At 35.6% G+C, this 12,721-nt stretch carries 12 protein-coding genes; 3 read left to right on the top strand and 9 right to left on the bottom strand.

What is annotated here, in order from left to right; genetic code table 11:
* Window position 1: 1 nt before the first annotated feature.
* The 5 genes from ACS127_RS02115 to ACS127_RS02095 form a co-directional block, all read right to left on the bottom strand.
* Window positions 2-871 carry a glycerophosphodiester phosphodiesterase family protein gene (locus tag ACS127_RS02115; protein ID WP_440896817.1) on the bottom strand — a complete coding sequence of 290 codons (870 nt, stop codon included), beginning with the start codon at window positions 869-871 and terminating at the stop codon, window positions 2-4.
* Window positions 868-1,656 carry an HAD-IIB family hydrolase gene (locus ACS127_RS02110; RefSeq protein WP_440896816.1) on the bottom strand — a complete coding sequence of 263 codons (789 nt, stop codon included), beginning with the start codon at window positions 1,654-1,656 and terminating at the stop codon, window positions 868-870. Before ACS127_RS02110 ends, ACS127_RS02115 begins: the two co-directional genes overlap by 4 nt.
* Entirely contained in the window at window positions 1,643-3,307 is a 1,665-nt protein-coding gene (locus ACS127_RS02105; RefSeq protein WP_440896815.1) for a PTS transporter subunit EIIC, read from the bottom strand. Before ACS127_RS02105 ends, ACS127_RS02110 begins: the two co-directional genes overlap by 14 nt.
* A 133-nt stretch (window positions 3,308-3,440) precedes the next feature.
* Window positions 3,441-4,235 carry a MurR/RpiR family transcriptional regulator gene (locus ACS127_RS02100; protein ID WP_440896814.1) on the bottom strand — a complete coding sequence of 265 codons (795 nt, stop codon included), beginning with the start codon at window positions 4,233-4,235 and terminating at the stop codon, window positions 3,441-3,443.
* Between the two features lie 1,083 nt (window positions 4,236-5,318).
* Window positions 5,319-6,188: a DegV family protein gene (locus ACS127_RS02095; protein ID WP_440896813.1), complete on the bottom strand. Its 870-nt coding sequence runs from the start codon at window positions 6,186-6,188 to the stop codon at window positions 5,319-5,321.
* A gap of 854 nt (window positions 6,189-7,042) precedes the next feature.
* Between ACS127_RS02095 and ACS127_RS02090 the strand changes: the two genes are divergently transcribed.
* Window positions 7,043-8,497 (top strand): DEAD/DEAH box helicase, encoded by a 1,455-nt coding sequence (locus tag ACS127_RS02090; RefSeq protein ID WP_440898058.1) that lies wholly within the window; start codon window positions 7,043-7,045, stop codon window positions 8,495-8,497.
* A 127-nt stretch (window positions 8,498-8,624) separates the two neighbouring features.
* On the opposite strand, the gene ACS127_RS02085 is transcribed toward ACS127_RS02090, so the two are convergent.
* The 4 genes from ACS127_RS02085 to ACS127_RS02070 form a co-directional block, all read right to left on the bottom strand.
* Complete coding sequence (locus tag ACS127_RS02085; RefSeq protein ID WP_440898057.1) at window positions 8,625-8,831, bottom strand: hypothetical protein; 207 nt, start codon at window positions 8,829-8,831, stop codon at window positions 8,625-8,627.
* Between the two features lie 23 nt (window positions 8,832-8,854).
* Window positions 8,855-9,250, bottom strand: coding sequence for a helix-turn-helix domain-containing protein (locus ACS127_RS02080; RefSeq protein WP_440896812.1), 396 nt, complete (start codon window positions 9,248-9,250; stop codon window positions 8,855-8,857).
* A gap of 165 nt (window positions 9,251-9,415) precedes the next feature.
* A complete protein-coding gene (locus tag ACS127_RS02075; protein WP_440896811.1) occupies window positions 9,416-9,541 on the bottom strand; it encodes a hypothetical protein in 126 nt (41 codons plus the stop codon).
* Window positions 9,542-9,843: 302 nt separating this feature from the next.
* The gene (locus ACS127_RS02070; protein WP_440896810.1) at window positions 9,844-10,617 is read right to left on the bottom strand and encodes a rhomboid family intramembrane serine protease; all 774 of its coding nucleotides are present in this window, start codon (window positions 10,615-10,617) and stop codon (window positions 9,844-9,846) included.
* Between the two features lie 122 nt (window positions 10,618-10,739).
* On the opposite strand from ACS127_RS02070, the gene acpS reads away from it, so the two are divergent.
* Together acpS and ACS127_RS02060 are read left to right on the top strand one after the other, a co-directional pair.
* A complete protein-coding gene (gene acpS, locus ACS127_RS02065) occupies window positions 10,740-11,096 on the top strand; it encodes a holo-ACP synthase (RefSeq protein WP_440896809.1) in 357 nt (118 codons plus the stop codon).
* A 68-nt stretch (window positions 11,097-11,164) separates the two neighbouring features.
* Complete coding sequence (locus tag ACS127_RS02060; RefSeq protein ID WP_440896808.1) at window positions 11,165-12,667, top strand: NAD(P)H-hydrate dehydratase; 1,503 nt, start codon at window positions 11,165-11,167, stop codon at window positions 12,665-12,667.
* Window positions 12,668-12,721: the final 54 nt, after the last annotated feature.

Below are 12,721 nucleotides of genomic sequence, written 5' to 3'. Positions count from 1 at the left end.
ATTAACTGTTGCACTGATCCTCTAACCATTTTTCTCTATAGTCTTTTAGTAAGCTGGGCCAGTCGGTTTGAATAATATCTGCTCCTTTATTCAAAATCGTCCCCCAGCCGTCAGACTCCGCTTTTACAATTGATAAATTATCGTCATAGCCTGCGAACAGTTTTTTGGTATCATTCATTGTCAAGGCATTAATCCATACTAGAAGTTTTTCAGCCTTTATTTTCATAATGTTATCAGATTGAAAGAAATCACTATTTGTCGTCTCTGCCTTTATCTCTACTGCAACAATGTTAATTCCATCAATCGCCAAGACCTGATCCAACTCAGCTAATGTACTTACCTTAGGCATAAACATAAATTTAGTTGGATTCTCTTGAAGGAATGAGATGACCTGTTGGTTTAAAGGGCCTTTCAGTATAATTTGTTTAGTTGTCCCCGTCTTTTCGACAAGCTGACAAACCTCAGGGAAAAAGTCCCATGCCCGATCAATATTGATCAGGCATTTTCCTTTAAAATAATTGAGTGTATCTTCAAGTTTTTCTACTGGGTAATTCGTTTCTTCTAAATTGTCATTAATGTAAGTTAAATGTTCAATTTCATTTGATGTATATTGTTGGATATCGATATCTCTTTGAAAATTTTTCCTTTCCATACCACTATGAAAATGGAACATTTCCCTATCTTTACTTAGGACCACATCTGCTTCCAAAATATCTCCACCCATTTTTAGTGCAGCAACATAGGCTGGAATGGTGTTTTCGATAATATTACCCGCCGAGCTGCCGCGATGGACGGCAATTAATTTCTTTTTTTCACTTATTTGCTGATTAAGGTATTTGTTTATGGCTTGGTAATCTGATTTTCCAATCAAGTCACTTTTTGCTCCTTTCTCTGTAAAAAATGATCAATCGCATCATGAAATCTCGGCACTGTATAATTGGCATATGCTCTAACATACTCCGGTGCATGTTCCATACAGTAGGAGGTTTTTGCCTCTTTAAACATTGAGATATCATTTTCTGAATCGCCAATCGCAATTGTTTCACCATCACTTGGTGCTATTTTAATTAAGCTTAGCCCTTTGGATGTGTTAGCCGCCGAAATTTCAATTCTTTTTTTGCCCACTTGAAAAATAGATAATGATGGGAAACGCTCTTTTAATTCACTAGTTATTTTGTTGGCACTTTCAAAAGAATCAGGTCTTAGATTGACTTTATAAATCTTTTTACTTTTGGCCATTGAATAAGGATCTTCTAAGTAAAGATATTCAAGTCCCAAAAGCTGATTTTGTGCTTCATGTGCAAAGTTACCAAACCGGGTCTTCCCATCTAAACTATCAAAAATAATTTGCTGTTCTGCTAAATAATCGATCAACTCGACTAGTGTTTCATGAATGATAGGTCTATCATAAATGATTTCTCCATGAGTGTCGACAATCAATGCCCCATTAAATCCTATCTTATAATCTAAAGTAATATTATTTTCTTGCTCAATGAATTCAATTTCCTTTACTGATCGCCCGGTAGCAATCGCCATTGAACAGTGATCTTTGGCTTCATTAAAGGCTTCTAGATCTTTTTTTGCAACCTCAGAAGAGTTAAAAACAAAGGTACCATCTATATCAATCATCATTAAATCTCGTTTAATCTTCATCATTCTCCTTTTCGAAAATCTCTAATATTTCATTTTTTAATATGGCAGCTTGTCCACCATAAATGGATTGCATTTGCATGCCTGATTCTACAAATCCCATGGCATTCAACTCATTTTTTATAACATCAGATTGGACAATCGATTTATCTTTAACATTAATTCTTAATCGAGTGACACAAGCATCTACTTCTTCAATATTGTTACGCCCACCGTGTGCCTTAATCAATGCCATGGCTTGACGGTGTGTATCTGTTTGATTTTTGCTATTTTTGCTATCTTCTTTACCGTCTGTTTCATCTGATTGATATTTTTGCTCAACATCTTTGCGGTTAGATAACTTAATATCTTCTTCATTACCACGACCAGGGGTAGCAAAATCGAATTTTACAATAAGGAATTTAAAAATAAAGTAGTATACGATCGCACACGGAATACCTACAAGGAAAATCATATACCAATTTGTCTTAAATCCTTGAATCACACCATAGATCGTAAGGTTAATCAAACCGTGTCCCATTGGCGCCATAACCGCTGCACCGAAAAATTGGGCGACAACAGAGAATACACCTGCAAGTACGGCGTGTACACCATAAAGGAGTGGTGCAGCAAAAAGGAATGTAAATTCAATTGGTTCCGTAATCCCAGTGATAAATGATGTGGCCGCCGCAGCAAATAAGAGTGAACCAACAGCCTTTCGATTCTCTGGTTTACTTGTTCTATACATCGCAAGTGCAGCAGCCGGTAAACCAAACATAAAGTATACAAATTTCCCAGCATTAAAGCGAGTAATGGTTGGATCAATAACTGAAATATCTGGGCTAGATAAAGAAGCCATATAAGCATTGATTGTTCCACCAATTCTTTGTCCATCGATCAACCATGCGCCGCCTAAGTCTGTTGTTAACACAGGTAAATTTAATCCATGATGCAACCCAAATGGCAGCAATGATCGTTCAAGGACTGAGTACAAGAAAGTACCGCCGTAACCTGATCTAACAATAGCCTCAGAGAAACTGACAATCCCTTGTTGAACATATGGCCAAATAATAAAGAGCCCTGAGGCTACAATTGCCATAGCTGGAATGGTAACGAGAGGGACTAATCGTGAACCGCTAAAGAAAGACAAAACTTGCGGAACTCTCACTTTGAGGGCTTTTTTGTGTACCCAATAAACGACTAGTCCTGTAATAATTCCTCCAAAAACATTCAAGTCCATTGTTTGAATCCCTAAGACTGATGTTTGCATACTTTGTGCTAAAGCTAAACTACTCTCTTCTCCTGTCATACCTTCAGTCACAACGAGCATTCCTGTTTCAGTAAGTAAGAAGTTCAAAACCATATGCAACACAATAAAACCAACGAAACCTGATAGTGCTGCGGAGCCTTTTTCTGTTTTAGCTAAACCTACAGCAACTCCTATTGCAAATAAAACATGTAAATTGTCAAAGACAACATCACCTAATGTTACGAATAAGTTCATAAGAAATTGAAAAACACTATTTTGTAAAAACGGATACATTTCTAATGTGGTCGCATTTGTAAAGGCTGCGCCTATTCCTTTGATGATACCTGCCCCTGGCAAAATAGAAACAGGTAAGAGTAGCACCCGTCCAAACTGCTCAAAAGCTAATAATACTTTATTCTTTTCTTTCATTTGCTTGTCCAAGCTCCCTTCATATTTGTCATTAATGATTAATATAACAGTTTACCCCCGTAATCCTCGGTTTTTAGGTAAAAGGTTCTGTTGTTAAAAAAAATACCCATTTAAGTACTTTTTTACTCAATAATTAGGTATTTTTCGATATTTTCATAATTAATTTTTCATAAATCACTGTGCTTACAACATAGAGCATTAATCTTGATTGTAATTTTTTTCGTTTGCTCGGGCTATTATAGACTTGTAAGGAATAATCACTGATAGACTTGAGTTGATTTGACGACATTCCTGTAACAGCAATAACTTTAGCACCGGAATGCTTTGATCTGATGATCACTTCGTTTACATCCTTTACCTGTCCACTCAATGAAAAGACGATTATAAGATCTTGGTCAGTAACAATCTGTGGAACACGCTCGATAGAGAACTTATCCAAGTAATCATTTGACCATAGATCAATCAGTTTAAGTTTCCTGTTAAAATCTGATGCTACTTGAGAGCTTGAACCTGTTCCTATACAGAAAATTCTACGTGCATTGATGAGGCAATCACAGACTTGATCAATATCTTTTTCTTCTATCAAATCTAGTGTTGTCAAAGTGTCTATTTTTATACCCTCAATAATATCAGAATAATCAGAAGATAAGTGTTCCTGAGTTAATTTATCTTCCTTTGTTCTGATGAAGGAAAATTTTAGTTCGTTGAATGTGGCAAAGTTTAATTTTTTACAGGCACGAACCACTGTAGCATTTGATACATAAAGATGTTCCGTGATATGTTTTAATTTTAAGTTTTCTATATCTTTATAATTAAGAATAAAATCAATAACTTCTTGTTCAGTTTCCGATAATTTTTCATAATTTTGATTAATTTCTCTAAAAACATCTTGGAGTGCGATGATGTTTCCTCCTTTTGCTAAACTCAAGCTACGGCTTGAGTTTTTTAAGAGTACCCCATAAATTGTAACGCTCTGATAGACTTTATCATCATAACATGGGTAGTTCAATTTAAACACTTTTTATTGTAATTAGCCAGAAGCCAATCTAAAGGCAGTGGATGATGAATCCTATTTAATCAAAGTTTTACCGTTAATTGTATTGTTTTTAACTGGGTAAAAGTGAAGGCTTATAGCTGGTTGAATGATACTAAATTCTGCGTTATTCATGATACATCATTGAAACAAGTCAATAGCTTCTCCTAACAAGCGGGTTGACTTTTTAGCATTCATTCAAAAGGTGAATGAATGCTAGGTATAGTCATCTGAAGATACGCAAACTTTGACGGGAACGTACGAGTTGAAAGCTCCACTTAGTCAAAGTATTTTTAATTTATTTAGATTAGTTAAAGTCATACCCGAAAATGGCTCCGAACAAACGGATAATTATATTAAGGAAGGCTACGAATCAACTACATCGTAGGAATGAGTGCTTTAATTCTTTTAGGTGATGTTCCTTATGGTAGGAATAATCTAGATCGTTATATTTTTTAGTTTGATTAACGTAACTGGCATGATTAGTACCTACTCGTTGTGTCCTTTCAAGATCAATTTGGGATTAAAGCGATAGGATTAACTTCCATTCATATCCTTACAAAATAATTTGAACCAAATTGATACGATTATACTCTACTCGAATATAATCAAGCGTTACTGTTAGAATAGTAATCACCATAAAGCGAAACATCAATCAGTGGGAGTTGGGCCTACAGGATGTAGGTCATGCATATCGCCCCATTGAAACTCGTTGTTGCTCCGAGTTTTACGGACGGTTATCTGTGATAAACTATGAATAATTTGGGTGAATAAAACATATTTACAATTTTTAGTCTTCTAAATTTACAGCTACACTAAAGATTGAATGGAGTAAATAATATCGGTAAATAGAGAAAAATTAGTCAAGTGTTTTATACCAAAACTTCAAAAATAATCCAATTAAAACACGGTGTTAAATATCAATTATCACCATTTAACACTGTGTTTAAGTTTTTCTAGCTACGTCTCAATCCTATGTTATTTATCAGTTCTTTTATCATCACTGAAGAAAGCCATAACAACAGCACCTTCTCCTGAATGAACTGATATGACTGGACCGATTTCAGATGAAATGATTTTGTCAAACTGATATTTTTCTTTGATTTTAGTAAGCAAACTATCTAATCGTTCCTTTGCCTGACAATGTGTCATGACTAAAGTTTGATTTGCTGTTTGTGAGATAAATTCACCAATTTTATCAATGAAACGTTGAGTTGCTTTTTTATTGCCCCGAACTTTCTCTAGCACTTCAATGGTTCCAGCTGCACTTGCTTGAAGCAATAGCTTGATATTTAAAGTTTTAGCAACTGCACCTCTGACTTTATCTAATCGGCCGCCTCGAATTAAGTTATCTAGCGATTGTAAGACAAAGATCGTTCGTAAGTGTTTAATTTTTTCAGTGATTAAAGCGGTCAGCTCATTGAAGGAAAATCCTTCTTTGATTTTTTGAGTTGTTTCATTGATAAGAAGAATAATACCAGATGAAGCAGATTGAGTATTAATAACGGCAATTTTTCGATCAGGCTCTTTTTCAAGCAGCATTTTTCTGCCCATTTCAGCATGTTTATAGGCGCTGCTGATCCCATCTGATACACTAAAATGAATAATCGCTTGGTCCTTGGGTACATCTTTAAAGACCTTGTAGTATTCATATGGACCTGAAGCAGACGAAGTTGGAAAAGACTGACTATGTTTAATTTTTTCTAAAAAAACATCTGTTGTCAGATCCTCAGACTTAAATTGTTTATCATCTAAATGAATAAATAAAGGAATAACTTTAATGTTCCAATCTTTTTTCATTTGTGCTGTTAAGTCAGCACTGCTATCGGTGCTTAGTTGAATGGTCATTTGATCGCCTCATTTTATGTTTTTTTGTTAACGAATGCTTGATTAGTAAATTCATCTAAGTTCTCTTAAAAAGAAGATTAACTTACTTAGCTGAACAAGGAAGGTTTCGTCAATGAGATATTGCACGAAGAAAATTGGCTTGCCTTTTCAAGGAATTCCTCACTCCTATATCTAAGTTTTATGTTAAGCAATTAAATTTAATAATGCAAGTATTGTGTTAGTCCTAAATAAAGCGTATTCATTGAGATTATGCTATTAGAACAGACTAAATACAACTAGAACATATAGGCATAGTGTGTTAAAATAAGTTCATCCATTGAATGCTCGTAAGTAAGTCTCTACCACTTATCGTAGTTAATCAGCTGTAAATCCCTTATTTTAAGATTACGAGGCAAATCTAAGTATTATAAGTGAGATCAACAGCCAGTAACAGCTCGATTCGTTCATCTAATAATCAGTGGGAAATGAGGAAACTCCCGCTGTTTAAAGGTTTACTTGATGTGGATAGAGGTTTTTTCACGTTAATAAAGACTCGGATTTGAGGGTAACCTTATGTTATATAAGTGAAATCCGAAACGAATACTGCTTTTGTAAAGTGGCAGGAAACAGGTGTCGTTATGTATTAAGAAAGGACGTCACTCGATCAGAAGTAAATAAAAATGACTTTAATATAAAAAACAGTCAGATTTAGTAAGTATGATGTTTGGCAAATGAACATATCGCTAACTAAGTTGAAAAATATAAAACTTATCATTTATGATGATCAGATTTTAATCTTATTGATAAGTTAAATTGTTAACGTGTCGTAACGTGCGCACGATGAGATCTAATTGAAAAAGGAGTTTGAAAAGAAATTGACAACATTTCAAGAACTAGGTATTACACAACCGATTATGAAGGCTTTAAATAATATGGGCTTCGAGGAAGCAACGCCGATTCAGGAACAAACTATTCCATTAGGCTTAAAAGGAAAGGATGTTATTGGTCAAGCTCAAACAGGTACAGGGAAAACAGCTGCTTTTGGTATTCCAATGATTGAAGAAATTGATAAAAAGCAACGTAAAATCCAAGGATTGGTCGTTGCCCCAACGCGTGAGTTAGCGATACAAGTATCTGAAGAAATTCACCGTTTAGGAAAGTTTAAAGGCATTCGTTCTTTACCCATTTATGGTGGGCAACAAATGCAACGTCAGATTCGTGCATTAAAGGATGGACCACATATTGTTGTTGCAACACCAGGTCGTTTGCTTGACCATCTTCGTCGTAAAACAATTAATATTAGTCAAGTGAAGATAGCCGTATTAGACGAAGCCGATGAAATGCTTAACATGGGTTTTATTGATGACATTCGCGATATTCTAAAATTAATTCCAACAGAACGTCAAACATTACTATTTTCTGCGACGATGCCGAAAGAAATTCGCAACATTGCCGCCACTTTGATGCGTAATCCAGAAGAAGTTAAAGTAAAATCAAAAGAGATGACCGTTTCTAATATTGATCAGAATTTTGTTGAGGTACATGAAAAACAAAAATTTGATGCCTTAACAAATTTATTAGATATTCATGTTCCAGAACTAGCAATTATTTTTGGGCGGACAAAAAAACGTGTTGATGAAGTAACTGAAGGATTACAAGCAAGGGGCTTTCGGGCCGAAGGAATCCATGGCGATTTAACTCAAGGCAAACGCATGAGTGTCTTAAATAAATTTAAAAATGGCCGGATTGAAATCCTAGTTGCAACAGATGTGGCTGCGCGAGGACTAGATATATCTAATGTAACACATGTGTATAATTTTGATATTCCACAGGATCCTGAGAGTTATGTGCACCGAATTGGCCGAACAGGACGGGCTGGGAAAACAGGTGTGGCGATTTCATTTATTACACCACGCGAGCTACCACACTTAAAGCTAATTGAAAAAGTGACGAAAAGTAAAGTTAAGAGAATAAAGCTGCCAAGTTCTGATGAAGCACGCCGAGGTCAACAACAGATTACGGTAGAAAACCTTGCACGTACGATTGATACTCAGAACCTTGAAGAATACCGTGAAACAGCTTCGACATTATTAGACGAACATGACTCGGTAACAGTTGTTGCCGCAGCACTTAAGATGATGACTAAAGAAAGACGACAAACGCCAGTCACCCTCTCATCTGTTCAACCTGTCAGTGTCAAACGGGTGAAAAGTCAGAACGATAAACGAAAAAATTATCGAGGCAAAAATGATTATAAACGTCAATACGGTAGAAATAATAAACCAAAAGGGCGTAATCGTAAGTTCCAAAACAAACGTGCTTCTAAATAAAACAAAGCATTTCAACAAGCATTTCTGATTTTTTAAACCAGAAATGCTTGTTTTAATTAGTTTATTTTTTTTCTTACAAGTTAAGCTGAAAATAGCATGAAATTATTTTAAAAATATTATGAAGTTGTCAGGATTTGTTTAATAGTCCTAAGATATGAGTTACTATTTTATCAGCATTTAGTATACCGTAATCTTTTTTTGAGATAGCTATAACAGGTGTTTTAGGGAATCTTTTCTCTATTTCTTCTTTAGCAAATCCCAATGTGGGTGTCAATAATATTAAATCTGCCTGATCAGCCATTTCATCAACTTTATTTGAGTTGTAAGATTCAATGTTGATATTTGACTTTTGCTGTTTTAGTATATTTTTGCTACTAGAGCCTGTGTCTGCAACAGACCACGATCAGATATAAAACTAAATGTAATGTCAAATATTATGATGGTTTTCTGAGTGCCTTTTTTCTGTGAGGTTTGCTCTACTGTTCTGTTCATGTCATTGTCCATGTTAATTCGCCCTTTCATTTTAGAAAAAAGAGAATCAAAAAAGGATTTGCTTTTATTTCCTACAAGTTCGTCTATCGAAATGTCAAAGTAGTTACTTAGTTTTATTAATGTCTCTATGTCAGGAGTGCTTTCGTTTCTTTCCCATTTTGAGACAGCTTGAGGCGTGACATTAAGAATATCTGCAAGTGTTTTTTGGGTCATCTTTTTTGATTTCCTTAATTCTTTTATTTTAATGCCGATTTCTAACATAAACATACCCCCAAAGTTATTATCATTCAATAAACCATTTGTAGAATAGCCATAAACATAACTAAACCATTAGTTGAATTCATTATATATGGATAATTATAGCACTTTTAGTAATAAAATAATTGGAGATTTTTATGACCAAGTAGGAGAGTTTGAATCAGGAAGTTAAAAGTCAGTTAGTCTTGGAAGTGTCTGATAGACGGACACTTCATTATCGATATTGACCTCCAAATAAGCATCTGATATGTTTAATTGTTTTCCGATCCGATAAGCAGCGGATTTGTTTTTCACGGGGATTGAGAACTACAGGACGTAGGTCATGCAGATGTTTCCGGTGGGACGAGTAACCGCAGTCCCAAGTCTTTTAGGTGGGGCGAGTGATCACGCAGTTCCAAGTTTTTTCAATGTGGTGAGTAATCGAATCTTAAACGCTAGAGCTGGGCTAAGACATGTTCTAAATCATAAAAGGTTTAATTTTAAAAAAATTAATCAATATAAGGGGGAGTTCAATTTGAATCTCTCCCTTATTAAATATAGGCTTAATACATAATTCAGCCATAAAAAGCCATGGATGATTCATTATTTTTGTATCTTTAGATGACAAAGATGCCACTCAAAATACCTAGTATCGCTAAAATAAAAATAATCCACCAAATAATTGAGCTTACATTACGATTGACTCGAAACCTTTTTTTATCCCATCGATTTGGGTTGTAAGAAAGTCCGTCTTTCCTAACGACGCGGCGTTGATTGCGCCATGGTGAAAAAGGTTGAACTTGATTTAGGATAAGCGGTCCAAGTGCAAATCCCGCAATCATACCAAATAGGTGAGCAGCAATATTAATGCCTGGCTGGATAAAAGACATGAAAATCCCTATGGCACTGATGACAACAACTATTTGTTTACTAGCTGGGTCAATTAAATGGTTTCGGAAAAAACTCATGTATAATAAGAGACCGAGCAATCCATAAAGAGCACCAGAAGCCCCTAGATGAAAAGTGAAACTTTCCATATCGATTAAATAGGTAAAAACATTTCCAGCAATACCTGTAAAGAGAAAGACGAAAATAAATTTGAATTTGCCTAACATTTGCTCTAAAGCAGGTCCAAATAAAATTAGCGAAAAGGAATTAAATAAAATATGAGTCAGTCCATTTGGAGCATGGAGAAAAATAGGGGTTACAAGACGCCAATATTCCCCAGCAGTTACTGCGACATTCCAGCCAACACCCCATACATAGATTAAATCACCTAATGGATTGGGGATGTACATTAAGAGCCATAATATAACATTGATACCAATTATCGTTGAAACAACTGGATAAAATCGAATGAAATCTTTAAATGATTCGTTACGAAAAAACATAGAAACTCTCCTTTTAACGACGATAATCAAATCATACTCTATTTAAATATGTTTTGACAACTTATATAATTAATCAAATGCTTATACTATAATAAGTATATCAGAATAAAAAAGGTGATACGATGATTTTAGGGACGGGAATAGATATTATTGAACTCAATCGGATTGAACAAGTTATGCGACGTAACCCACGATTTATTAAAAAAATTTTAACTAAGCAAGAAGAAGAACTTTTCCAACAAAAAAAATCTACCACTCAAAAGTGTGAATTTTTAGCGGGTCGCTTTGCTGGGAAAGAAGCTTTTGTAAAAGCTTTTGGGACTGGAATTGGTAAAGTGAATTTTCATGATATTGAAATTTTAACAGGGGCAGCTGGTGAACCGACAATCACTTTTGGTCAATTCCATCAATTTAATATTCATATTTCAATTTCACATAGCCGCACTTATGCGATTGCGCAAGTTATCTTGGAACGTTAAATGATCAGCTTGTCTGCATAATTAAATGGACAAACTCATATAGTGTAGTGCGGGTAGGAGGGACTAAAATGAACAGTGTAACCGCAAAAGAAATGTACGAAATTGATCGAAAGGCAATCGAAGATTATCAAATATCAGGCGTCATGTTAATGGAAAACGCAGGTCGAGCGATCACTGACAGATTATTAGAAAAGATAACGGAAGAGACTAAAATCGTTATTTTAGTTGGTGGCGGTAATAATGGCGGTGATGGATTTGTTATTGCCCGAACTTTGATTAATCTTGGGTTTCAGGTTGAGGTCATTCAAGTTGTTTCCAATCAGCAAATTAAAGGGGACGCGGCGAAACATAAAGCCATTCTGTCACACTTTGATTGCCCCATTAATTGGATTGAACAGTCAAAGCGTTATCAACAATTGATTCAAGAAGCGGATTTAATTATTGATGCTATGTTAGGAATTGGCTTTAAGGGTACTTTGAAAGAACCATATGATTCAATCGTCCAACAAGTCAATCAAGCAAATGGCCAAGTCATTGCTGTAGATCTGCCAAGTGGTGTGCCAGCTGAAGCGGATATAGAAGAAGTGATGGCGATCGATGCTGATCTTACGTATTGTATTGAAGCACCGAAGCCAAGTGCCTTTATTGAATGCTATGCTGACTATTATGGTGAATGGGAAGTTGTTAAAATTGGTTTACCAGCTGCTTTAATAGAAGCGAGTACAATAGAGGTCTGGACGATTGATAAAGTTAATCAAACCTTACCAAGAAGAGCGAAGCATAGCCATAAGGGTAACCATGGAAAAGGTTTAATCATTGGTGGAACGGAAGACATGCCCGGAGCCATTCGTTTAACGGCAAATGCTGCCTTGCGTTCAGGTGTAGGTTTGCTGACTGTTGCAACAGCACGAGAGGTTATTCCCATCATTGCAGGGGGTGTGACAGAAGCTACCTATATGAATCTGACAGATGAAGAAACAGATTTACTTGAACGGTTTGCTGCCTTTGATGCGATTGCGATTGGAATGGGAATGGGACGATCAGTACAAGCTGAGAACATTATTGAAACTATCATTAAAAGTGATAAGTTGCTCATTATTGATGCTGATGGCTTGTATTATGTTCGAGAACACTTAACAAAGCTCGCAGATCGCCAAGCACCAACGATATTAACGCCTCATCCGGGAGAAATGGCTATGTTGATTGATCAACCAATTGATCAGATCAAAGCTAATCCATTTGAAATCGCTAAAGATTTTGCTACAAAGTATCAGCTTCATTTGGTTTTAAAAGGTACTTATACGATTGTCACTGATCCTAATGGCAATCAAACCATTAACATGACAGGAAACCCTGCTTTAGCTAAAGGTGGCAGTGGTGATTGTTTGGCGGGAATTATTTTAGCACAAGTGATGCAAAAACAATCACTTAAGTGTAGTTTGGCAAATGCCTGTTTTATCCATGGCTTGGCAGCTGATATTGCCATTCGTGATCACCATACAACTATTGATTTTTTAGCAACCGATTTAATTGATTTTCTGCCAGAAGCTTTTCGTACATGTTTAATTTAAACTGCGGTGCATTCATTCCCTTTTTCTCTGACTAGAGTTAAAGGAGCTGAGATG

The organism is Amphibacillus sp. Q70 (assembly GCF_052055485.1).
Lineage (GTDB): Bacteria > Bacillota > Bacilli > Bacillales > Amphibacillaceae > Amphibacillus.
The sequence above is the reverse complement of the archived record's forward strand: the minus strand, read 5'-3'. Positions and strand labels throughout refer to the sequence as shown.